The 21,694-nt window shown below is 70.2% G+C and carries 20 protein-coding genes; 14 read left to right on the forward strand and 6 right to left on the reverse strand.

Annotated elements, in window-relative coordinates; all coding sequences use genetic code 11:
- The first annotated feature begins 38 nt into the window (after window positions 1-38).
- The 5 genes from ACSEEN_RS05815 to ACSEEN_RS05835 all read left to right on the forward strand — a co-directional run bounded on the left by ACSEEN_RS05815 (window position 39) and on the right by ACSEEN_RS05835 (window position 6,611).
- A complete protein-coding gene (locus tag ACSEEN_RS05815) occupies window positions 39-335 on the forward strand; it encodes a YggT family protein (RefSeq protein ID WP_247864022.1) in 297 nt (98 codons plus the stop codon).
- A 283-nt stretch (window positions 336-618) separates the two neighbouring features.
- Window positions 619-1,419 (forward strand): DivIVA-like cell division protein Wag31, encoded by an 801-nt coding sequence (gene wag31 / locus ACSEEN_RS05820; RefSeq protein WP_247864021.1) that lies wholly within the window; start codon window positions 619-621, stop codon window positions 1,417-1,419.
- Window positions 1,420-1,464: 45 nt separating this feature from the next.
- A complete protein-coding gene (locus tag ACSEEN_RS05825) occupies window positions 1,465-2,328 on the forward strand; it encodes a hypothetical protein (RefSeq protein ID WP_440712616.1) in 864 nt (287 codons plus the stop codon).
- A gap of 266 nt (window positions 2,329-2,594) precedes the next feature.
- Window positions 2,595-5,765: an isoleucine--tRNA ligase gene (gene ileS / locus ACSEEN_RS05830; protein WP_440712617.1), complete on the forward strand. Its 3,171-nt coding sequence runs from the start codon at window positions 2,595-2,597 to the stop codon at window positions 5,763-5,765.
- The gene (locus ACSEEN_RS05835; RefSeq protein ID WP_440712618.1) at window positions 5,766-6,611 is read left to right on the forward strand and encodes a phosphatase PAP2 family protein; all 846 of its coding nucleotides are present in this window, start codon (window positions 5,766-5,768) and stop codon (window positions 6,609-6,611) included.
- A 325-nt stretch (window positions 6,612-6,936) separates the two neighbouring features.
- On the opposite strand, the gene ACSEEN_RS05840 is transcribed toward ACSEEN_RS05835, so the two are convergent.
- Window positions 6,937-7,701 carry an SGNH/GDSL hydrolase family protein gene (locus tag ACSEEN_RS05840; RefSeq protein ID WP_440712619.1) on the reverse strand — a complete coding sequence of 255 codons (765 nt, stop codon included), beginning with the start codon at window positions 7,699-7,701 and terminating at the stop codon, window positions 6,937-6,939.
- A gap of 31 nt (window positions 7,702-7,732) precedes the next feature.
- Between ACSEEN_RS05840 and ACSEEN_RS05845 the strand changes: the two genes are divergently transcribed.
- Window positions 7,733-7,930, forward strand: a complete 198-nt coding sequence (locus ACSEEN_RS05845; RefSeq protein ID WP_247864016.1) for a hypothetical protein — start codon at window positions 7,733-7,735, stop codon at window positions 7,928-7,930.
- Between the two features lie 21 nt (window positions 7,931-7,951).
- Here ACSEEN_RS05845 and ACSEEN_RS05850 read toward each other — a convergent pair whose 3' ends face one another.
- On the reverse strand, window positions 7,952-8,875 hold the full coding sequence (locus ACSEEN_RS05850) for an acetoacetate decarboxylase family protein (protein WP_440712620.1): 924 nt from the start codon (window positions 8,873-8,875) through the stop codon (window positions 7,952-7,954).
- An 88-nt stretch (window positions 8,876-8,963) separates the two neighbouring features.
- The gene (locus ACSEEN_RS05855; protein WP_440712621.1) at window positions 8,964-9,542 is read right to left on the reverse strand and encodes a TetR/AcrR family transcriptional regulator; all 579 of its coding nucleotides are present in this window, start codon (window positions 9,540-9,542) and stop codon (window positions 8,964-8,966) included.
- Window positions 9,543-9,655: 113 nt separating this feature from the next.
- Between ACSEEN_RS05855 and ACSEEN_RS05860 the strand changes: the two genes are divergently transcribed.
- Window positions 9,656-10,339, forward strand: a complete 684-nt coding sequence (locus ACSEEN_RS05860) for a type 1 glutamine amidotransferase domain-containing protein (RefSeq protein ID WP_440712622.1) — start codon at window positions 9,656-9,658, stop codon at window positions 10,337-10,339.
- On the opposite strand, the gene ACSEEN_RS05865 is transcribed toward ACSEEN_RS05860, so the two are convergent.
- Window positions 10,278-11,015 carry a TetR/AcrR family transcriptional regulator gene (locus tag ACSEEN_RS05865; RefSeq protein ID WP_247864012.1) on the reverse strand — a complete coding sequence of 246 codons (738 nt, stop codon included), beginning with the start codon at window positions 11,013-11,015 and terminating at the stop codon, window positions 10,278-10,280. The genes ACSEEN_RS05860 and ACSEEN_RS05865 overlap by 62 nt on opposite strands.
- A 99-nt stretch (window positions 11,016-11,114) precedes the next feature.
- Between ACSEEN_RS05865 and ACSEEN_RS05870 the strand changes: the two genes are divergently transcribed.
- Window positions 11,115-11,570 carry a nitroreductase/quinone reductase family protein gene (locus ACSEEN_RS05870; RefSeq protein ID WP_247864011.1) on the forward strand — a complete coding sequence of 152 codons (456 nt, stop codon included), beginning with the start codon at window positions 11,115-11,117 and terminating at the stop codon, window positions 11,568-11,570.
- 71 nt (window positions 11,571-11,641) lie between these two features.
- The gene (locus tag ACSEEN_RS05875; protein WP_440712674.1) at window positions 11,642-12,994 is read left to right on the forward strand and encodes a DNA polymerase IV; all 1,353 of its coding nucleotides are present in this window, start codon (window positions 11,642-11,644) and stop codon (window positions 12,992-12,994) included.
- A 159-nt stretch (window positions 12,995-13,153) separates the two neighbouring features.
- Here ACSEEN_RS05875 and ACSEEN_RS05880 read toward each other — a convergent pair whose 3' ends face one another.
- A complete protein-coding gene (locus tag ACSEEN_RS05880) occupies window positions 13,154-14,092 on the reverse strand; it encodes an asparaginase (protein WP_298446723.1) in 939 nt (312 codons plus the stop codon).
- A 176-nt stretch (window positions 14,093-14,268) separates the two neighbouring features.
- On the opposite strand from ACSEEN_RS05880, the gene ACSEEN_RS05885 reads away from it, so the two are divergent.
- Window positions 14,269-14,871, forward strand: a complete 603-nt coding sequence (locus ACSEEN_RS05885) for a WKL family lipoprotein (protein WP_247864009.1) — start codon at window positions 14,269-14,271, stop codon at window positions 14,869-14,871.
- A gap of 112 nt (window positions 14,872-14,983) precedes the next feature.
- Here the strand turns inward: ACSEEN_RS05885 and ACSEEN_RS05890 are convergent, their stop codons facing one another.
- The gene (locus ACSEEN_RS05890) at window positions 14,984-15,937 is read right to left on the reverse strand and encodes a hypothetical protein (RefSeq protein ID WP_440712623.1); all 954 of its coding nucleotides are present in this window, start codon (window positions 15,935-15,937) and stop codon (window positions 14,984-14,986) included.
- Window positions 15,938-15,972: 35 nt separating this feature from the next.
- Between ACSEEN_RS05890 and lspA the strand changes: the two genes are divergently transcribed.
- From lspA to dnaE, 4 genes are all read left to right on the forward strand, one after another.
- A complete protein-coding gene (lspA, locus tag ACSEEN_RS05895) occupies window positions 15,973-16,626 on the forward strand; it encodes a signal peptidase II (RefSeq protein WP_440712624.1) in 654 nt (217 codons plus the stop codon).
- On the forward strand, window positions 16,619-17,545 hold the full coding sequence (locus tag ACSEEN_RS05900) for an RluA family pseudouridine synthase (RefSeq protein ID WP_371308608.1): 927 nt from the start codon (window positions 16,619-16,621) through the stop codon (window positions 17,543-17,545). The genes lspA and ACSEEN_RS05900 overlap by 8 nt, the downstream gene beginning before the upstream one ends.
- Window positions 17,535-18,035, forward strand: a complete 501-nt coding sequence (locus ACSEEN_RS05905) for a hypothetical protein (protein WP_371308607.1) — start codon at window positions 17,535-17,537, stop codon at window positions 18,033-18,035. Before ACSEEN_RS05900 ends, ACSEEN_RS05905 begins: the two co-directional genes overlap by 11 nt.
- Window positions 18,036-18,153: 118 nt before the next feature.
- A complete protein-coding gene (dnaE, locus tag ACSEEN_RS05910; RefSeq protein WP_440712625.1) occupies window positions 18,154-21,693 on the forward strand; it encodes a DNA polymerase III subunit alpha in 3,540 nt (1,179 codons plus the stop codon).
- Window position 21,694: the final 1 nt, after the last annotated feature.

Below are 21,694 nucleotides of genomic sequence, written 5' to 3' on the forward strand. Positions count from 1 at the left end.
GGGGCTGACCCGGCGCCCCGTCTGGCACTGTAGACATCGTGGTGACTTTCCTCTGGATCCTCTACCTGGTCCTCTTCCTCTACTGGCTGCTGCTGATCGCCCGGCTGGTGGTCGAGTTCGTCCAGTCCATCGCGCGCCGGTGGCGCCCGCGAGGCTTCACCGTGGTGGTGGTCGAGACCGTCTTCACCCTCACCGACCCACCGCTGAAGGCCATCCGCCGCGTCCTCAAGCCGGTGGATTTGGGATCAGTGCGACTGGATTTGTCGTTGTTTCTGGTGTTGATTGTGGTATCGATCGGGATGAGCATCTCGCGCACCTACGCGACGGTCCTGTAGCGGCCCGCGCGGCGACACGCCCGGAGTAATCGCTGGTCAGGGGCATGTCGGTGAAGGCGACCGGGTCGGCCGACGGGGTCGTCGTGGAACACGGCCGGGCGGAGTTTTGGTTGCGAACAGGACGCAGCCGGGCAACAGAACTTGGTCCGGATGTGACAAGATGACACGCTAGTTACGCAGTGCTACTGGTATTAATAGAACTGCGACCGGCCTGTCGCCGGCGATCGAGCGCGCAGCGGTGCGTGCTCGACGGACTCACTCGACGACCAAAGGGGAAACCGAAATGCGGCTGACACCAGCTGATGTGCACAATGTCGCGTTCAGCAAACCGCCGATCGGGAAGCGCGGCTACAACGAGGACGAGGTGGATCAGTTCCTCGACTTCGTCGAGGCCGAGCTGGCACGCCTGCTCGACGAGAACTCCGAGTTGCGTCAGCGCAACGCCGATCTGGAGTCCGAGCTGAACGCCGCGCGCGCCGGAGGCGCCGACCGCACCCAGGTCTTCGCCGCCGCCGCGCCGGCCGAGACCGCCGCGGTCCCGGTCCAGGCCGCGCCCGAGCCGGCCCCGCAGCAGGCGCCCGCGCCGCAGCCGGTGCTCGACGAGGACGCCAGCGTCCGCGCCGCCCGCGTGCTCGCGCTGGCCCAGGACACCGCCGACCGCGTCACCGGCAGCGCCCGCAGCGAGGCCGAGGCCCTGCTCGCCGACGCGCGCCACCGCAGCGACGCGATGGTCAACGAGGCGCAGGCCACCGCCGACGCCACCCTGGCCGACTCGCGCCAGCGCGCCGAGGCGCTGCTGGCCGATGCGCAGACCCGCGCCGAGACCCAGGTCCGTCAGGCGCAGGAGCGCGCCGACTTCCTGCAGCGTGACGCCGAGCAGAAGCACTCGGAGATCATGTCGACCATCAACCAGCAGCGCACCGTGCTGGAAGGTCGCATCGAGCAGCTGAAGACCTACGAGCGCGAGTACCGTACCCGCCTGAAGACCTACCTGGAGTCGCAGCTCGAGGAGCTGCAGCAGCGCGGCAGCGCGGCCCCGGTGGAGCAGGGCTACGGTCAGGAGACCGGCTACCCGCAGGGCTGATCTCACCCCGGGCGAGTCGTTGGACGAGTTGATAAGAGGCTGTCGATGCTGACCTTGGCACTGGCCGCGACGCTGGTCGGCTTCGGCCTCCTCGTGGTGGCCTTGATCACGAGTAATTTCTGGCTCGCGGTGGCCTGCATCGTCGTCTGCGCGATCGGTCTGCTGATCCTGCTGGCCGATGCGCTCCGTTCGGGCCGCCGCTCGGCCGCCGACGCCGACGAGCCGCTGTTCACGATCCGCGACGACGCGCCGCAGAGCCGTCCCGCGCCGCTCCTCGGCGACGAATCGCCGGCCGCCGAGGCCACGCCGCCCGCCGGCGGGGCGCCGGACACGGTGGTCGAGGAGTACGCGACGGTCGTGACCGCGGACACCGTGACCGACACCGGTCCGGCCGATGTCTCGGACACTGGCCTGGGCGGACTGGTCGTCCCCGGGGCCACCGCGCCCGAGGAGCCCGAGCCCGTCGGAGACGACGAGACGGTGACCGGCGACGCGAACGACTACATCAAGTCGGTGACCGGCTCGTTCCCGGTTCAATCGGGCCCGATCCCGTCGGTGCCGCCGTCGTCGGGTTCCTGGCCGGTGGCCGCGAGCCCGTTCGCGCAAGACGCGGCGAGCGAGCCCGGCCCGGCCCCGGCACCGGTGCACGCCGACAGCGGCCCGGACACCGGCCCGATCCGCGCGCAGTCTCCCTACGTGGGACGGCGCCGCCGCCACGCCGACACGGAGAACGCCCCGGACACCGGCGAGACGCCCGCGGCGACCGGTCCGGAGCCGGCGGCGGCCGATCCCGAGGCCGCGGACACCCATCGGGCCGATGCGGTCGCCGAGCGGGCGGGCGACGGCATCGTCGTGCACGACCATACCGGTCCGCTGCCCAAGATCAGCTACGCCGGTGACGAGGAGTAGACTCTTCACGCGACAGCGTTGATCCGGCCATCACCGGGGAGCTCCTGGAAGAACGGATAGCCGCCCTCGGGCCGCGATCCCAGTAGAACCGGGCGGGTGCGGCCCGAGACAGCCGCTGAGAAGTCACCTCCGGGGGCTTCCGCCGAGTGGCAGCGCCGCAGCGCTGCAAGCGGGGTGGTACCGCGCGTCCGCCGAGAACGACGAACGCGTCCCCGTGCCCGAAGTGAGTCAGCCGCGGCTGACGTGCAGGCACGAGGAGCACGCCGATGACCGAGAACCCCCCAGCACGCGCCTATCCGCTCGTCGACTTGACCGGTGGCACCGGTCCCGGTGCGCCGTCGTTCCCGGACGTCGAGGAGCGGGTCCTGGACTACTGGGCCGACGACGACACCTTCGCCGCCTCGATCGCCAATCGCGCCGATGCGCCGGAATTCGTCTTCTACGACGGCCCGCCGTTCGCCAACGGCCTGCCGCACTACGGGCACCTGCTCACCGGCTACGTGAAGGACATCGTGCCGCGCTACCAGACGATGCGCGGCAAGAAGGTCGAGCGCCGTTTCGGCTGGGACACCCACGGTCTGCCGGCCGAGCTGGAGGCCGAGCGCCAGCTGGGGATCACCGACAAGTCGGAGATCGAGGTGATGGGCGTCGACAAGTTCAACGAGTACTGCCGCGATTCCGTGCTGCGCTACACCGGCGAGTGGCGCACCTATGTGACGCGCCAGGCTCGCTGGGTCGACTTCGACAACGACTACAAGACCCTCGATCTGGACTTCATGGAGTCGGTCATGTGGGCGTTCAAGCGCCTGTACGACAAGGGGCTGGTCTACCAGGGCTACCGCGTGCTGCCGTACTCCTGGTACGAGCAGACCCCGCTGAGCAATCAGGAGGCGAAGCTCGACGACGCCTACCGGATGCGTCAGGACCCGGCGCTGACCGTCACCATGCCGCTGGTGGCGCCCGGCTCGTCGCTCGACGGCGTCAACGCGCTGATCTGGACGACCACCCCGTGGACGCTGCCGTCGAACCTGGCGATCGCCGTGCACCCGGACACCGAGTACGCGCACGTGCGCACCGCCGACGGGACCGAGTACCTGCTGGCGAGTGCCCTGGTCGGCGCGTACGCGAAGGAGCTGGGGGAGACCGAGACCGTCGGCACTCACCTGGGCCGCGATCTGGCCGGACTGAGCTATCGCCCGCCGTTCGACTACTTCCTCGGGCACCCGAACGCCCACGTGATCCTGACCGCCGACTACGTGACCACCGACAGCGGCACCGGTGTGGTCCACCTGGCCCCGGCCTTCGGTGAGGAGGACATGGACGTCGCGACCGCGCACGGCATCTCAACGGTGCAGCCGCTCGATCCGGGCGGCAAGTTCACCGAGCTGGTGCCCGACTACCAGGGTCAGATGGTGTTCGACGCCAATCCGAACATCATCCGGGATCTCAAGGCGAAGGGCCGCGTCCTGCGACACGAGACCATCGAGCACTCCTACCCGCATTCGTGGCGGTCGGGACAGCCGCTGATCTACATGGCGGTGCCGTCGTGGTTCGTCGCCGTGACCAAGATCAAGGACCGGATGCTGGAGCTGAACCAGGAGATCACCTGGTCGCCCGCGCACATCAAGGACGGCCAGTTCGGCAAGTGGCTGGAGGGCGCCAAGGACTGGAACATCAGCCGTAACCGCTACTGGGGTGCACCCATCCCGGTGTGGATGTCCGACGACCCCGCTTACCCGCGGATCGACGTCTACGGCGGCCTCGACGAGCTGGCGGCCGACTTCGGTGTGCGGCCCACCAACCTGCACCGGCCGGAGATCGACGATCTGGTGCGCCCGAACCCGGACGATCCGACCGGGCGGTCGATGATGCGCCGCGTACCCGAGGTGCTGGACTGCTGGTTCGAGTCCGGCTCCATGCCGTACGCGCAGGTGCACTACCCGTTCGAGAACACCTCCTGGTTCGACGGCGACTCCTCGACTGGCGAGATCGCGCACAATCCGGGCGACTTCATCGTCGAATACAACGGTCAGACGCGCGGCTGGTTCTACAACCTGCACGTCCTGGCGACGGCGCTGTTCGACCGCCCGGCGTTCAAGACCGTCGCGGCGCACGGCATCGTGCTCGGCGACGACGGGCAGAAGATGAGCAAGTCCAAGCGCAACTACCCGGACGTGAACGAGGTCTTCGACCGCGACGGCTCCGATGCGATGCGCTGGTTCCTGATGGCCAGCCCGATCCTGCGCGGCGGCAACCTGGTGGTCACCGAGCGCGGCATCCGCGAGGGCGTGCGCCAGGCGCTGCTGCCGATGTGGAACGCCTACAGCTTCCTGCAGCTGTACGCCGAGCGTCCGGCCACGTGGCGGACCGACTCGGAGAACGTGCTGGACCGGTACATCCTGGCCAAGCTGGCGGTGACCCGCGACGAGATCACCGCGGCCCTCGACGTCTACGACATCGCCGGTGCCTGCGACAGCTTCCGGACCTTCTGCGAGTCGCTGACCAACTGGTACGTGCGACGGTCCCGCGCCCGCTTCTGGGCCGGTCAGGACGCCGACCCGGACGCCTTCGACACCCTGTACACGGTGCTCGAGGTGGCCGGCCGGCTCGCCGCGCCGCTGCTGCCGCTGGCGACCGAGGCGATGTGGCGCGGTCTGACCGGTGAGCGCTCGGTGCATCTCACCGACTGGCCGGCCGCCGGTGACCTGCCCGCCGATCCCGAGTTGGTGGCGGCGATGGACGCCGTCCAGTCGGTGTGCTCGGTGGCCTCGAGCGTTCGCAAGGCCAACAAGCTGCGGGTGCGGCTGCCGCTGCCGAGCCTGACCGTCGCCGCACCGAACGCGGAGGCGCTGGCGCCGTTCGCGGGTCTGATCGCCGACGAGATGAACGTCAAGAACGTCGAACTGTCCACCGACGTCGACGCCTACGGAAAAGTGGAGGTCGCGGTCAACGCCCGCGCCGCCGGACCGCGCATCGGCAAAGACGTCCAGCGGGCGATCAAGGCGGTCAAGTCCGGGAACTACGAGCTGTCCACCGGCGCCGACGGGGAGCCCGTCGTGATCGCCGACGGCATCGAGCTGCGCGGCGAGGAGTTCACCCGCAAGCTCGTCGCGGTGGCCCCGGAGTCGACGGGCGAGCTGCCCGACGGCGGCGGCCTCGTGGTGCTGGACACCGCGGTGACACCGGAACTGGAGGCCGAGGGCTGGGCCAAGGACCGGATCCGCGAGCTGCAGGATGCGCGCCGGGGCGCCGGGCTCGACATCTCCGACCGGATCGTCGTGCGGCTGGTGGTGCCCGCCGACAAGGTGGCGACCGCCCAGACCCACGCCGGCCTGATCTCCGGGGAGGTCCTGGCGACCGAATTCAGCGTCGCCGAGGGGCCCGCGGGTGCGATCGAACTGGGTGACGGCGTCACGGCCGACCTCCGCAAGGCCTGAGTGGCCGCGGGGAGAGCCCGCTGGGCGGTGCTCGCCGTCGGCGCGCTGGCTGTGCTGATCGGCGTCTACTGGGCGGCGGTGCGCACCTACACCGGGCAGCGGGTGGAGAACGCCGCCCTGCGCGGGTCGTACCAGATCAACGCCGATCAGGTGACCGCCGCCGACAACGCGCTGGCGACGCTCACGGTCGGCAGCCTGGCGGTCGCCGTGGTGATCCTCGCCGTGATCGGATGGGTGCGCGGTGGATTCCGGCTGGCCGTCGTCGCGGTGGCCGTGGTCGGTGGGGCGTCCGCGGCGACGGAGGTGCTCAAACGCTACGTCCTGCGTCGGCCCGACCTGGTCGACGGCCCGCCGCAGTGGCTGCACAACAGCTTCCCGAGCGGTCACACCACGGTCGCGATGGCGGTGGCCTGCGCGACTCTGCTGGTGATCTCCTGGCGGTGGCGGACCGTCGCGATGCTGATCGTGACGACGTGGACGGTCGGTGTCGGCGCGTACACGGTGATCGCGCGGTGGCACCGGCTGTCGGACACCCTCGGCGCCGATGCGATCGCACTGCTGGCGGCCTCGCTCGGTGCGCTCTATCTGGTACGGCGGGGACTGGTGCGCCGGGTCCCGGCCGATCGCCGTGCGCCCGTCCGGACCGTGCTGGTGGTGCTCGCGGCGGTGTACGTGTTCGGCGCCGGGGCGACCGGCGTCTACGTCGGCCTGGCCGGGGCCGGCCAGACACCCGGCGACGTCGCTGATTTCAACCTCTATCTGGCGGCGCAGACGCTGGCGTCGGTGGGGTCGGTGCTGACCATCCTGCTGGCCTGGTGGTCGTGGCACCGCCTCGAATCGGCCTGACACGCGACACGGTCGACGGCCACGGGTAGCCGCACCGGGCGGCCCGATCGGAGCAGGGGGAGGCGCCGATCGGGCCGACGACGCCCGGCCTGTCGTTCGGGCGACGTCGGGTGCGGCCACCCGAGGGTGTCGCAGGAGTATGGAATTCTCAAACAACACACCGCGCCGGATCGCTCCGGTATGGCCTCACGAAGGTGGGCCGCGACGGTGCGGGCACCGGCCGGATCACCTCCGTACCGATAAGCTACATCTCACCACCGACAAGAACAAGTGTTCGGATGGGAGGCCGGCTTCCGGGTGACGGCGTCGAGGTGGCCGGGGTCGGTCAGCCCGTGGTGATCGTCTCGACCGCCGTCGGCTCGCCGTAGCGCGGGGCGAGGGTGTCGCCGGATGACACGCCGCGCAGGCGGCGGCCCAGCCAGGGCGCCAGGAAGCCGCGGGTCCACCGCAGGTCGTCGCGGCGGGACCGCGCCGGCACGTCCGGGAGTTCGAGCGGCGCGAGGTCGTGCGGGACGCCGAGGGCGTCGAGCACGGCGATCGCCATCCGCTGGTGCCCGGCGGGCGACATGTGCAGCCGGTCGAACGCCCACATCCGCGGGTCGTCGTAGTCGCGGATCCGCCAGTAGTCGACCAGCACCGCGCCGCGCCGGTCGGCGATCTCGCGGATGCCCTCGGCGAAGATCGCGAATCGTCCGCGCAGGCGCCTGATGAGCGGCGCCTCGGCGGGGTCGTGCGGGGTGAAGAGCACCACCGTCGCGCCGGACTCGGTGAGGCGCGCGACCGCGTCGTCGTAGTAGGTGAGGAGGTCGTCGAGGTCGACCCGCGGACGCAGGATGTCGTTGCCGCCGGCGTGGATCGACACCAGGTCCGGCTTCATCGCGAGGGCGGACGGCACCTGCCGGACCACGATCGGCCGCAGTTTCAGACCGCGGATCGCCAGGTTCGCGTACTCGACGCCGCCGTACGCATCATCGAGCGCTTCGGCGACCCGATCGGCCCAGCCGCGGACGCCGTTCGGCAGCTGCGGGGCGTCGTCGCCGACCCCTTCGGTGAACGAATCGCCCAGGGCCACATAGCGAGTGAACGTCATCGGATCAGGGTAGCCGTCCTACTCTGGAGGCATGTCCGACGACCTCGACCGGCTACGGCGCTGGGTGGAGTCCGGTGCGTTGTTCCGGGTGCTGGCCTCCCGCGGCGGTACGACGACCGTCGCGCTGCTGACGTGTGACGGCGGCGAGGAGATGGGGCGCCTGGTGAGCGACGACCCCCGCGTGGCGCAGTGGTGCGCGGCCAACCCGGACGCCGAGGCGTCGGGGTAGCGCCGGACCGGCCGGAAGGGTTCAGCGGACCGATACCGGGACCGGCATGTGCAGGGCCGCCTGCGCGCGGGTGGTCACATCGAGGGCCAGGGCCCGTCGGGCGCCGAGCGCGCGCAGGTCCTCGGACATGCGCCCCTCGCCGAGGGTGAGGTCGTAGCCGCCGGGCAGTCGTGCGCGGCCGGTGGCGAGGACATTGGTCTGGTTGAGCGTCGCCAGCCAGGCACCGTCACGCTGCGTGTAGGAGGTGAGAGCCCCGACCCGCTCGCCGCTGCGATACGTGCGCTGCCGGGGCGTCGGCGCGGAGAACGCCAGGTCGACGCCGCCGGCGTCGTTCGCGATGCGAGCGGTGGTGCGCCGGGTATCGATCTCGACGTCGAGGTCGGTGACCCACTTCGGGAAGCCGTAGCCGTCGTGGCCGCGAACCTGCGCGATCGCCGTGTTGACCGGGAGGGACAGCACGTACGTGTGCAGATGGTCGTCGCCGAGGGCGGTGATCAGCTCGGCGGCGGCCGTGCTCCGTCCGCCGTGGCGAGCCGGCCGCACGGCGACACCGACGGCGGCCTCGGTGTAGAAGTCGATGTCACAGACGTCGTAGCGGAACAGCATCAGCGACGCCAGGCCCAGGCCGGGCGCCACCTCGAGCGGTGTGAGCTCCGCCGGGATCCGGGCGCGGATGGCCTTCGACGGGGCGAGCATCGTGAGTCGGGCCGAGCTCATCGCGTAGTAGAAATTCGGGGTCGCGGTGGTGCCGACGGGCGACTGCACCTGCGTCTTAGGCAGCCGTTCGAAGAAGTCGACCCCGGGTACGCGGGGATCGCCGGCGACGGCGCTCAACGGTGCCCGCATGCGGTAGCGGTCGTACAGACCGCCGGCGGGAACCGGGACGGTTCGGCCGGCGAGATCGACGTCGACGGTGGTGGAAGTGGTCACGAGCGGGCTCCTCATCAATGTGGTCGATGTTCACATGAGGCTACGAGCGTGGTGTGAACATCGTCAACATCGAAGTGTCGGGAGTCACTCCCGGTGTGGATTCTCAGGCACCGAGGTGCAATGTGGTGACCACGACGGTGCGCACGGTCTCCGCGACCTGGTCGGGCGACGACGCATCGAGCTTGCCGTCCAGGAAGAGGAATGCCAGTCCGTGGACCAGCGCCCAGGCGCCGGTGGCGGCGACCGCGGGGTCGTCCGACGTCACAGTGCGGGCGATGACGTTCGTCAGATAGGTGTTGATCGCCGTGACGGCGGCGACCCGATCGGCGTTGTCGGTGTCGCAGAGTCCGCCGAACATCACCCGGAACAGGCCGGGCCGGTCGAGGGCGAAGCGGACGTAGGCCACCGCGATCGCGGCCAGGTCGTCGGGTGTGTGCGCATCGGGTGCCGCGGCGGCCAGGCTGTCGGCGAGTTCGCGATAGCCGACGGCCGCGACGGCGGAGAGCAATGCGTTACGGTCGGCGAAGTGCCGGTACGGGGCGCCGGCCGAGACGCCGGCGCGCCGGGCGACGGCGCGCAGCGACAGGTCGGCCTCGGCTCCGTCGGCATCGAGGAGTTCGAGAGCGGCCCGGACTAGTGCGGCGGGCAGGTCGCCGTGGTGGTACGCCGAACGCGGTTCCATGGTCGCGAATTTATCAAGGTGGGCGGGGTCGGCTGTTGACGGGACTCTCCGGCGCGGCCTAATGTAAGCGCTGTCTACACCGAAAGTCTCGGCGACCCTCCGGAAGGAATCCCATGGCCCCGCGAGTTCTGCACGTCGTCACGAACGTCGGCCACTACGACGACCCGTCGCATCCGACGGGGCTCTGGCTGTCCGAGCTGACCCACGCCTGGCAGGTGTTCGCCGAACGCGGGTGTGAGCAGGTGCTGGTCAGCCCGAGCGGCGGGCCGTCGCCGCTCGAGCCGCGCTCGCTGAAGTTTCCCAACTACGACAAGACGGCCAAAGCGTGGCACGGCGATCCGGCACGGATGGCGCTGCTGGAGACCACCGCCGAGCCCGGTGCCATCGACGCGGCGGAGTTCGACGCGATCTACTACACCGGCGGACACGGCGTGATGTTCGACTTCCGCCATAGTGCGGACCTGCAACGCATCACCCGGGAGATGTTCGAGCGCGGCGCCATCGTCTCGTCGGTCTGCCACGGCTACTGCGGCCTGCTCAACGTCACTCTGTCCGACGGCTCGTACCTGGTCGCCGGGCGTCGTCTCACCGGCTTCTCGTGGCGCGAGGAGGTCCTCGCGCGGGTCGACAAGCTGGTTCCGTACAACGTCGAGGCGGAGATGAAGGCGCGCGGTGCGCGCTACGAGAAGGCGTTGCTGCCGTTCGTCTCGAGCGCGGTGGTCGACGGCAACCTCGTCACCGGGCAGAATCCGGGCTCGGCGAAGGAGACGGCCGAGCGGGTCGCCGCGCTGCTCTGAGTGCCGCCGACGCCTGCCGGTCGAGCTGGGCGTCGAAGATCGCGGCGGGGTCGGCGAAGGTGGTGTCGCCGAATCCGCCGGTCACCTCCTGGCCGACGGCACCGATCAGCCATGTCCACAGGGCGAGACCGGCGATCAGCGCCGCATCGTCGAGATCGGCGCCGAATTCGTCGGCGACGGCGCGCAGTTCGTCGTGCAGCGGCGCGGGCAGATCGGGGTCCGGGCCGTCGGCCGGGGCGGAGTCGGCGGCCTCGGACAGCAATCCGAGGAGCAGGCCGATCACCCGGATGCCGGGCGGCGTGGTCCGCTCGGCGGGTGCGTCGTAGCCGGGGACCGGGCTGCCGTAGAGCAGGGAGAAGTCGGCCGGGTGGGCGACGGCCCAGGCGCGATAGGCGCGCAGGGCGGTGCGCAGACGCTCGCCGGGCGGGCCGTCGTGCCCGGCGACCGCGGCCTCCACGGCGTCGGCGAGTTCGGTGTACGCGGCGACGACGAGCCGGGTGAGCAGTTCGTCGCGGCTGGCGACGTACCGGTAGACGGCCGACGAGGCGAGCCCGAGGTCGCGGGCGATCGCCCGGACCGACAGGGCGGCGGCGCCGACCTGTGCCAGCTGGGCCCGGCCGAGGCGCAGGACGTCGGTCTCGATCTCCTGCCTGCGCCGTGCGCGCGGAGTGGTCATGACGTGATTCTCGCACATTCGAGAGCGGTGCTCTTGATTTATCCGGGTGTCCGGCGCACACTCGAAAACGAGAGCAGTGCTCACAGAATGGAGAATCCGATGACCGAGCAGACCAGCCACGCGCCCGTCACCCGGGCGGACCGCGTCTTCAACGGTGCCGTCCGCTGGCTCACCGACCGCGGTGTAAATCTCGCCGGTGCGCAGACCTTGACCGTCACCGGACGGAAATCCGGTGTGCCGCACCGGGTTCCGGTGAATCCGGTGACCGTCGACGGGGTGCGCTACCTGGTCGCGCCGCGCGGCGTCACCGACTGGGTGCGTAACGTGCGCGTCCACCCGGAGGCGCAGCTGCGGCGCGGCCGGCGCGTCACCGACGTCGTGCTGGACGAGTGCGGCGACGCCGACCGGCACGTCGTCGTGCTGCAGCGGTACCTCGCCCGGTGGGGCTGGGAGGTCGGGCGGCTGCTGCCCGACGGGCTGACCCCGGACGCCGACGCGGACACCCTGCGCCGTCATCTCGACCTGGTGCCGGTCTTCCAGGTGCGCGCGGCCTGAGTCGTGTCCGGGTCCGCCGATACCATCGGGCGGTGGAGTTCCGCGCGGCCGAGACGAGTGCGCGCTGGGTGATGCACCTTGATATGGACGCCTTCTTCGCGTCCGTCGAGCAGCTCACTCGGCCGACGCTGGCCGGGCGGCCGGTGCTGGTCGGCGGGGCCGGCGGGCGCGGGGTGGTGGCCGGCGCGTCGTACGAGGCGCGGGCCTTCGGGGCCCGCTCGGCGATGCCGATGCACCAGGCACGGCGGATGGTCGGCCCGTCCGCGGTGGTCGTGCCGCCGCGCGGCGGCGTGTATCGCGAGGTCAGCGGCCGCGTCTTCGGGATCATCCGCCGGTATGTCCCGGTGATCGAGACGCTCTCGTTCGACGAGGCCTTCGGCGAGCCCGCCGAACTGGCCGGCGCCACCGCGGCGCAGGCCCGGGAGTTCGCCGAACGACTGCGGGCGGCCATCCGGGCGGAGGCCGGACTGCCGGCCTCGGTCGGCTTCGGCTCGGGCAAACAGATCGCCAAGATCGCCTCCGGTCAGGCCAAGCCCGACGGCGTCGCGGTGATCGCGCCGAGCGGTGAACTGGCCTTTCTGCAGGAGCTTCCGGTGCGGAAGCTGTGGGGGATCGGTCCGGTCTCCGGTGACCGGCTCGCCCGGCTCGGTGTCGAGACCATCGGCGACTTCGCCGCGATGGCGCCCACCGAGGTGGTGTCCGTGCTCGGCGCGACGGTGGGGCTGGCCCTGCACCGGCTCGCCCAGGGCATCGACGACCGGCCGGTCGCCGAACGCGCCGAGGCCAAACAGATCAGCGCCGAGTCGACCTTCGCCGTCGACATCATCGATCTGGTACGCCTGCGGGCGGCGGTCTCGTCGGCCGCCGCCGATGCCTACCGGCGGCTGACCGCCGACGGGCGCGGCGCGCGCACGGTGGTGGTGAAGCTGCGCCGCGCCGACATGTCGATCCTCACCCGGTCGATCACCATGCCGTCGGCCAGCACCGACCTCGACGTGCTGACCGCCGCCGCACAGCGGATCGTGCTCGACCCGCTCGAGGTCGGGCCGATCCGGCTGGTCGGGGTCGGCTACTCCGGCCTCACCGACACCGAGCAGTACAGCCTGTTCCCGGACCTCGGGGAGTTCGGCGATGCCGAATCGGAGGGCGGGGCGCCGGGCGACGACGCCGAGACCGCACCGGAGACGGTGGTGCCGCCACGTCATTCGGCGTCGTTCCAGGAGTGGCCGACGGGCACCGACGTGACGCATCCGGACTTCGGGCACGGCTGGGTCCAGGGCGGCGGACACGGCTTCGTGACCGTGCGCTTCGAGACGCGGGCGACCGGTCCCGGCCGCGCGCACACGTTCCGGCTGCCCGAGGACCGGCTGGCCCGGGCCGACCCGCTCGCGAGCCTGGCCTGGGAGGATGTCGCGTCGGAGTGACGGCTCGCGGCCGTGGGGGTCGTTTCGACAACCTCCTCGCCCTGGGGGCTCGGAGGTGCTCAACGGGCAAGGTGGGGTGGCTCGGAGGTGCTCGACGGGCAGGGGCGGGGTGGTTCGGGGTGCTCGACGGGCGGGGTGGGGTGGTTTCCGGCCAGGCGCTCAGTCGGGCTCGGAGGCGCGGAAGAAGTCGGCGATCTCCGAGCGCGCGGCGCCGGTCGTCAGGAGGGCGATCATCGCCATGCGGGCCTGCGGCGCACGGAGCCACGGGGAGATGACGGCGCCGGCGCGGGCCAGGTCGACGCCGCCGCCACCGCCGCCGTAGGTCGCCTCCACCTTGCCGTAGGGCACGCGAGTGGAGACGACGACCGGGACGTTCCGCTGCTGGGCGAGGGCCACTTCGGCGGTGATGTCCGGGTGCGTGTTCCCCGATCCGGTCGCCGACAGCACGATGCCGGCGGCGCGCTGTGCGACGGCCGCGGCGATCAGTCCCGGGGAGACACCCGGGTAGAGCGCGAGCAGATCCACGCGCGCGGGCACGCCGCCGGGGACCGGGGCGTCGAGCAGGGGCCGCGGCAGCTGAGGGTGCACCGTATCGAAGGCGTCGACCGAGGTCGTCGACACCTTGAACGTCCCGCGGGCGCCGAGGGCCTGGCCGCCGAGCGCGACCAGCACACCGCGCCCGCTGGTCTCGGAGGCGGCGGCGAGCGCGATGGCGGCCGCGATGTTCGCCGGGCCGTCGGACATCGGGTGATCGGTGGGGTACTGCGCGCCGGTGAAGACGACCGGCCGCGGGTCGTGCGCGAACAGATCGGCCAGGAACGCGGTCTCCTCCAGGGTGTCGGTGCCGTGTGTCACCACGACGCCGGTCACCTCGTCGTCCCGCAACGCCTCGGCGATCGCCGCGCAGACCGCGAACTGCTGGCGCACGGACATGGCCGACGAGTCCACGGCCATCAGGTCGACCGGCCGCACGACGACGTCGTCGAGCCCGGCCGGGATCAGGTCGGCGGCGTGCAGAACGGGAACGGCGCCGTCGTCGGTGGTGCGGGAGGCGGCGGTGCCGCCGGTGGTGATCATCACAACCTGGCGTGGGCTCATGTCCCGATTCTTGCACTTCGGCGGCGGGCGTGTGCGCTGGTCGCCGCCCTCGCGATGTGGCACATGTGATGACTGTTGCTTGTGGGAACCTGTGGGCGGCCTCAGCTTTCTTTGGCATAGTGGGGAAAGCTCGGATCCCGAACGGCCGAGCGGATTCTCAATGGAGGTTTGATTCGGTGAAGTTCCGTAAGTTCCTGCTGGTCGGTGTCGTCGCCGGCGCGGTGACCCTCACCGCGGCCTGTGGCTCGGACGACAAGTCGGACCAGCCGCCGGTGCCGCCGGCCACCACCACGACGTCCGCCGCGGCGACGAGCGCCGACAACAGCCTCGACGCCCAGCTGACCGATCCGAACAAGAAGCCGACGGTCGCCGCGCTGAACGACATGCTCGACAAGGCGCTGGATCCGAGCATTCCGGCCAAGGACAAGACCGACCTGGTCGAGGGCTCCGAGGTCGACCCGAGCCTCTTCAACCAGCTGGTGAAGGCGAAGAAGGAGAACCCGGGCGTCACCTACAAGATCAAGAACCCGATCACCAAGGACGGCCCGAAGCGCTACAGCGTCAAGGTCGAGGTGAAGCTCCCGGACAACCCGCCGCAGCCGCTGGACGCCGCGATCGTCTTCGACAACGGCCGCTGGAAGCTGTCGAAGACCACCGTCTGCCCGCTGCTGAAGATGGGTGAGGTCGCCACGCCGCTGTGCCCGGAGAACTCGATCGCGCCGAGCGCGTCGTCTCCGCACAAGAAGCCGGCGAAGACCACCACCAAGTCGGCCGGCTGACCGGCACGCCGTACCGAACGCCGCTCGCGCACCGCGCGGGCGGCGTTCGCGCTGGGTCGTGTTGCGAAAGTCTTCGCCGACGAGGCCCGCAAAGGGATTCTCGCAACACGACCTAGGACGGTGACGTCCAGCGCAGGGTGAACGAGGTCTGCTGCACGATGGGCTTGGCGGGGTCGTCGCCGACCAGCTCGCGGGCCCCGGACAGGGCCACCTCGGCGGACACCGGCAGCGGCCGCGTCAGATCGACGACGACGGTGCCCGACCCCGCGTTGAGGAACCTGCTCAGATCGAGTGTCTTGTCCGATCCCGGGATCCGGAAAATCGGCTGGTCGGGCTCCTCCGAGACGTGCACGTCGAGGGTGAGCCGGTCGCCCGTCCACGACGTCATCGTGACGTCCATGGTCTGCGTGACGGTGGTCGCCGCGGTGACGGTCCGGGTGACCCGCCACGTGGCACCGGTCCCGATCGGCGTGGTGGGCAGCGGCACCGAATACGTGAAGGCGCTGGTCAGCGACTGCTCGATGGCACGACTGGCCGGAGCCTGCGCATCTTTCGGCGGCGCGATCTGCAATTCGGTGGTCACCAGACCGTCGGCGTAGCGCACCCCGCCCTCGGCGCCGTCGAACGCGGCGAGGTCGGGCTTCAGCGCCGTATCGGGCGTGGTCGGGGTGCCGAAGGTGAAATCGGCGAACTTCGGGTCGGTGCACCCGGCGCGGGTGGTCAGCGGCAGCGTCACCGATTCCACGGTCGACGTCGGCGGCTGATTCTGGCCGCTGACCACGCTGGTCTCCTTCGACTCGGTGCTCAGCGTGACCTTCTGCGCGGCGTCGGTCCGCGGCACGGGCGCCGGGACCCGGAGGGTGCCGGTTCCGGGGCTGGTCACCGCGACGGTGGCCGGCGAGAGGTCGATGGTCGACGCGCCGGCCACCGACGTCTCCGCGGTGCACGGGCGGTCGGCGTCGGCGGCGGGCTTCGCATCGTCGCCGCAGCCGGTCAGTACCAGTGCGGTCGCACACGCGACGGGCAGCAGACCGATCCGGAACGGGGAGAGACGTGGGGCCGACACGCGTCCCACCCTAGGACATGTGGAGAATCGAAGGCATGAACGACGCCGCACCGCTCGGTGCACCCGGCACCCAGGACGATTCGCCGCCGGACACCGGCCGGTCGCGCACCCTGCTGATCGCCCTGGCCGCGGTCGCCGTCCTGGTGTACCTGGCCGATCTCGGCACCAAGACGCTCGCCGTCCGTCATCTGGACCCGGACGAGCCGACGCGGGTGATCGGCGACTTCTTCCGGCTGACGCTGCTCCGGAACAGCGGCGCCGCGTTCTCGATGGCGACCGGGTACACCTGGATCCTCACCATCATCGCGCTGGCGGTCGTGATCACGATCATCCGGTTCAGCAGGCGGCTGGGCTCGGCCGGCTGGGCGATCGGCCTCGGGCTGATCCTCGGCGGCGCACTCGGGAATCTCACCGACCGGTTCTTCCGGGAGCCCGGTCCGCTGCGCGGGCACGTCGTCGACTTCCTGTCGTTCGGCTTCTCCTGGGGCCGCTGGCCGGTGTTCAACGTCGCCGATTCGGCGGTGGTGTGCGGCGCCGTGCTGCTGGTGGCGCTCACCGTGCTCGGCTACGACTACGACGGCTCGCGATCGGGCTGGGCGGCCCGCAACGACCCGCCGGCCGACGAGGACCTGACCGACGAGGACCTGACCGACGAGCACGCGAATGACGAGGGGGACCGCGATGCGTGAGTCACGAGCGATGCCGGTGCCCGACGGACTGGACGGGCTGCGGGTCGACGCCGGCGTCGCCCGGCTGCTCGGGCTGTCCCGGACCGCCGCCGCCGCGCTGGCCGACGCGGGCGACGTCGCCGTCGACGGTGCGACCGTCCCCAAATCTCACAAGCTGCGCGCCGGGACGTGGCTCGAGGTCACGCTGCCCGGGCCGGAACGACCGCTGCGCGTGGAGCCGACCCCGGTGGAAGACCTCGACGTGCTCTATCACGACTCGGACATCATCGTCGTCGACAAGCCGCCCGGGGTGGCCGCGCATCCGTCGCAGGGCTGGACCGGGCCGACGGTCGTGGGCGCGCTGGCCGCCGCCGGCTTCCGGATCTCCACCTCCGGGGCCGCCGAACGGCAGGGCATCGTGTCCCGGCTCGACGTCGGCACGTCCGGTGCGATGGTCGTCGCGGCGTCCGAGCACGCGTACACGATGCTCAAGCGGGCGTTCAAGCAGCGCGAGGTCGACAAGGTCTACCACGCGGTGGTGCAGGGACACCTGGATCCGCCGGTGGGCACCATCGACGCGCCGATCGGCCGCCATCCCGGCTCCGACTGGCGGTTCGCGGTGACGTCGAACGGCAAGGAATCGGTGACGCACTACGAGACGGTGGAGATGTTCGCGGCCGCCAGCCTTCTCGACATCGACCTGGAGACCGGGCGCACCCATCAGATCCGCGTGCACTTCTCGGCGCTGCACCACCCGTGCGTCGGCGACCCGACGTACGGCGCCGACCCGAAGCTGGCGGCCCGGCTGGGCCTGGACCGGCAGTGGCTGCACGCCCGCTCGCTGGCCTTCGCGCACCCCGCCGACGGCCGCCGCGTCGAATTCACCGCGCCCTACCCGGACGATCTGACACACGCGCTGGACGTCTTGCGTGACGCCTGAAAGGGGCCTGCGGCTCGTCCGCGCCGCGGGTCACGGCGCGTGGTGGCTGTATGTGGTCGCTGCGCTGTTCGTCCTCCTGTCGTCGGGCCGCAACGGTTCGACCATGCCGCGGCGCTACGCCGACTACCTGTCGTATGAGCGACCCTGGTGGTCCGCGTACGCGTCGACCGGCGACACGACGGTCGGTGGTGCCGCTGTGCCCGTGTCACTCTTCACCGGCTGTGTTCTGGCCGCGGGCGTGATCGTCCTGGCGGCCGCGGTCGCCGAGGCGGTGCTGGGCGGACACTGGGCCAGCGGTGTGCTGACGGTCGTCGCCCCGGCAGCCGGCGGGGTGCTGGTGTTCGTGGCGTCGTGCGGCGGTATCGGGAACGTGCTGCTGCGATCGGAACTGCTGTTCGCGCTCGTCCTCGCCGGAGTCGCGATCAGGGAGATCTGGAGCCGGGCACTGGCGCCGACGAGGCACTCGGCGCTGGAGCCCGGCGACGGCTGAACAGGCTCCGCCGGGATCCCCGGGGCCTCATTCGTCACACCCCGGGCGAGCCGATCCAGGCTTGTCGGAGGGGCCGCCTACAGTGGGGTGGTCCAGTTCCGATAGGAGGCGTTGCCGCGTGGCCGGTTCGTTCGTTCACCTGCACAATCACACCGAGTACTCGATGCTCGACGGTGCGGCGAAGGTGTCTCCGCTGTTCGCGGAGGCGCAGCGCCTCGGAATGAACGCGATCGGGATGACCGACCACGGCAACATGTTCGGTGCGAGCGAGTTCTACAACGCCGCGATCAAGCACGACATCAAGCCGATCATCGGGATCGAGGCGTACATCGCGCCCGATTCGCGGTTCAACACCAAGCGCGTGCTGTGGGGCACCCGGGATCAGAAGAGCGACGACGTCTCCGGTTCGGGTGCGTACACGCACATGACGATGGTCGCCGAGAACGCGACCGGTCTGCGGAATCTGTTCCGGCTGTCGTCGCTGGCCTCGATCGAGGGCCAGCTCGGCAAGTGGTCGCGGATGGACGCCGAGATCATCGCCGAGCACGCGTCGGGCATCATCGCCACCACCGGCTGTCCGTCCGGCGAGGTGCAGACGCGTCTGCGGCTGGGGCACGACGCGGAGGCGCTCGAAGCGGCGGGCAAGTGGCAGGAGATCTTCGGCAAGGAGAACTTCTACCTGGAGCTGATGGAGCACGGGCTGGAGATCGAGAGCCGGGTGCGCAACGGACTGCTCGACATCGGCCGCAAGCTCGGCATCAAGCCGATCGTCACCAACGACTGTCACTACGTGACGCGCGACCACGCGTCGGCGCACGAGGCACTGCTGTGCGTGCAGACCGGTAAGACGCTCTCCGACCCGACGCGGTTCAAGTTCGACGGCGACGGCTACTACCTCAAGTCCGCCGAGGAGATGCGCGCGCTCTGGGACGACGTGGTGCCCGGGGCCTGCGACAACACCCTGGAGATCGGGGAGCGCGTCTCGTCGTACCAGGAGGTGTTCACCCACCGCGACCGGATGCCGATCTTCCCGGTGCCCGACGGCTACACCCAGGAGACCTGGCTGGAGCGGGAGGTCGACAAGGGCCTGGATCGCCGGTTCGAGGGCGGCCCGGTGCCCGAGGAGTACGTGACGCGCGCCGCCTACGAACTGGGCGTGATCAACCAGATGGGCTTCCCGGCGTACTTCCTGGTGGTCGGCGACCTCATCGCGCACGCCCTGGAAGTCGGGATCCGCGTCGGCCCGGGCCGTGGCTCGGCCGCCGGTTCGCTGGTCGCCTGGGCGCTCGGCATCACCAATATCGACCCGATTCCGCACGGCCTGCTGTTCGAGCGCTTCCTCAACCCCGAGCGCGTGTCCATGCCCGACATCGACATCGACTTCGACGATCGTCGCCGCGGCGAGATGATCACCTACGCCAGCCAGAAGTGGGGCCACGACAAGGTGGCCCAGGTGATCACCTTCGGCACCATTAAGACCAAGGCCGCGCTGAAGGACTCGGCGCGCGTGCAGTTCGGGCAGCCCGGCTTCGCGATCGCCGACCGTATCGCCAAGGCGCTGCCGCCGCCGGTCGCCGCCAAGGACATCACGGTCGCCGGCATCACCGATCCGTCCAATGAGCGCTACGCCGAGGCGGCCGAGGTCCGGACCCTGATCGAGACCGATCCGGACGTCAAGAAGATCTACGACACCGCGCTCGGTCTGGAAGGCCTGATCCGCAACGCCGGCGTGCACGCCTGCGCGGTGATCATGTCGTGCGACCCGCTGACCGACGCGATCCCGGTGTGGAAGCGCGCGCAGGACGGCGCGATCATCACCGGCTGGGACTACCCGTCGTGTGAGGCCATCGGCCTGCTGAAGATGGACTTCCTGGGTCTGCGCAACCTCACCGTCATCGGTGACGCGCTGGACAACATCAAGGCCAACCGCGGCATCGACCTCAACATGGACAAGCTGCCGCTGGAGGACACCGCGACCTACGAGCTGCTGGCGCGCGGCGACACGCTCGGCGTGTTCCAGCTCGACGGCGCGGGCATGCGCGAACTGCTGAAGATGATGCAGCCGACCGGCTTCGAGGACATCGTCGCCGTGCTCGCCCTGTACCGGCCCGGCCCGATGGACGTCGGGGCCCACCATTCGTACGCCCGGCGCAAGAACGGCCTGGAGGAGATCAAGCCGATCCACCCGGAGCTGGAGGAGCCGCTGCGCGACATCCTCGCCGAGACCTACGGCCTGATCGTGTATCAGGAGCAGATCATGGCGATCGCCCGGACGGTGGCCGGCTACTCGCTCGGTGAAGCCGACCTGCTTCGTCGTGCCATGGGTAAGAAGAAGAAGGCGATCCTCGACGAGGCCTACGGCGGATTCGCCGAGGGCATGAAGAAGAACGGCTTCTCCCAGGGCGCCATCACCGCGCTGTGGGACACCGTTCTCCCGTTCGCCGGGTACGCGTTCAACAAGTCGCACGCCGCCGGCTACGGCCTCGTGTCGTTCTGGACCGCGTACCTGAAGGCCAACTACCCGGCCGAATACATGGCGGGCCTGCTGACCTCGGTCGGCGACGACAAGGACAAGTCGGCGATCTACCTGGCCGACTGCCGGAAGATGGGCATCACGGTGCTCCCGCCCGACGTCAACGAGTCGCGCGCCGACTTCGCCGCCGTCGGCGAGGACATCCGCTTCGGGCTGGCGGCGATCCGCAACGTCGGCTCGGGCGTGGTCAGCTCGATCATCGCCTCCCGGGAAGAAAAGGGCGCGTTCACCAACTTCTCGGACTATCTGTCGAAGATCGACGTCACCGCCTGCAACAAGAAGGTCACCGAATCGCTGGTCAAGGCCGGCGCGTTCGACTCGCTCGAGCATCCGCGCAAGGGTCTGTTCCTGGTGCACGCCGACGCCGTCGACTCGGTGCTCGGCACCAAGAAGGCCGAGGCGATGGGGCAGTTCGACCTGTTCGGCGACATGGGCGGCGGCGACGAATCGCTGTCCGAGGTGTTCGCCGTCAAGGTGCCCGACGAGGAGTGGGAGTCCAAGCACAAACTGGCGCTCGAGCGCGACATGCTCGGCCTGTACGTCTCCGGGCACCCGCTCGCCGGGGTGGAGCACGCTCTCGCCGCGCAGACCGACACCTCGATCACCCAGCTGCTGGAGGACCAGGTGTCCGACGGCGCGCAGATCACCATCGGCGGCATCATCTCCTCGGTCACCCGGCGGGTGAACAAGAAGGGCGAGCCGTGGGCCGCGGTGACCGTGGAAGACATGGTCGGTGGCGTGGAGGTCTACTTCTTCCCGCGCGCCTATATGGCCTTCGGCATGGACCTGACGGTCGACAACATCGTGCTGGTCAAGGCGCGCGTCAACAAGCGCGACGACTCGATGATGATCAGCGCCAACGACCTCGCCGTCCCCGATCTGGCCGCGGCGGGCACCACCAAACCGCTGAGCCTCACCCTGCAGGCACGGGCCTGCACACCGTCGACCGTGGCCTCGCTCAAGCAGGTGCTGCAGCGGCACGCCGGGACGTCGGACGTCCACGTGACGCTGATCAGCGACAAGAAGGAGACCCGGCTGCGGCTGACCGAGTCGCTGCGCGTCGCCCCGTCCTCGGCCCTGATGGGCGACCTGAAGGCCCTCCTCGGTCCGAGCTGCCTGAGCTGAA

The organism is Gordonia marina, from assembly GCF_052036135.1.
Lineage (GTDB): Bacteria > Actinomycetota > Actinomycetes > Mycobacteriales > Mycobacteriaceae > Gordonia.

What these genes read in the sequence shown, in the direction of transcription:
- wag31 (WP_247864021.1), top strand. Translation starts at nt 619, where the DNA reads ATGCGGCTGACACCAGCTGATGTGCACAATGTCGCGTTCAGCAAACCG.
- ACSEEN_RS05825 (WP_440712616.1), top strand. Translation starts at nt 1,465, where the DNA reads ATGCTGACCTTGGCACTGGCCGCGACGCTGGTCGGCTTCGGCCTCCTC.
- ileS (WP_440712617.1), top strand. Translation starts at nt 2,595, where the DNA reads ATGACCGAGAACCCCCCAGCACGCGCCTATCCGCTCGTCGACTTGACC.
- ACSEEN_RS05840 (WP_440712619.1), bottom strand. Translation starts at nt 7,701, where the DNA reads ATGACGTTCACTCGCTATGTGGCCCTGGGCGATTCGTTCACCGAAGGG.
- ACSEEN_RS05845 (WP_247864016.1), top strand. Translation starts at nt 7,733, where the DNA reads ATGTCCGACGACCTCGACCGGCTACGGCGCTGGGTGGAGTCCGGTGCG.
- ACSEEN_RS05850 (WP_440712620.1), bottom strand. Translation starts at nt 8,875, where the DNA reads ATGAGGAGCCCGCTCGTGACCACTTCCACCACCGTCGACGTCGATCTC.
- ACSEEN_RS05855 (WP_440712621.1), bottom strand. Translation starts at nt 9,542, where the DNA reads ATGGAACCGCGTTCGGCGTACCACCACGGCGACCTGCCCGCCGCACTA.
- ACSEEN_RS05860 (WP_440712622.1), top strand. Translation starts at nt 9,656, where the DNA reads ATGGCCCCGCGAGTTCTGCACGTCGTCACGAACGTCGGCCACTACGAC.
- ACSEEN_RS05865 (WP_247864012.1), bottom strand. Translation starts at nt 11,015, where the DNA reads ATGACCACTCCGCGCGCACGGCGCAGGCAGGAGATCGAGACCGACGTC.
- ACSEEN_RS05870 (WP_247864011.1), top strand. Translation starts at nt 11,115, where the DNA reads ATGACCGAGCAGACCAGCCACGCGCCCGTCACCCGGGCGGACCGCGTC.
- ACSEEN_RS05875 (WP_440712674.1), top strand. Translation starts at nt 11,642, where the DNA reads ATGCACCTTGATATGGACGCCTTCTTCGCGTCCGTCGAGCAGCTCACT.
- ACSEEN_RS05880 (WP_298446723.1), bottom strand. Translation starts at nt 14,092, where the DNA reads ATGAGCCCACGCCAGGTTGTGATGATCACCACCGGCGGCACCGCCGCC.
- lspA (WP_440712624.1), top strand. Translation starts at nt 15,973, where the DNA reads ATGAACGACGCCGCACCGCTCGGTGCACCCGGCACCCAGGACGATTCG.
- ACSEEN_RS05900 (WP_371308608.1), top strand. Translation starts at nt 16,619, where the DNA reads ATGCGTGAGTCACGAGCGATGCCGGTGCCCGACGGACTGGACGGGCTG.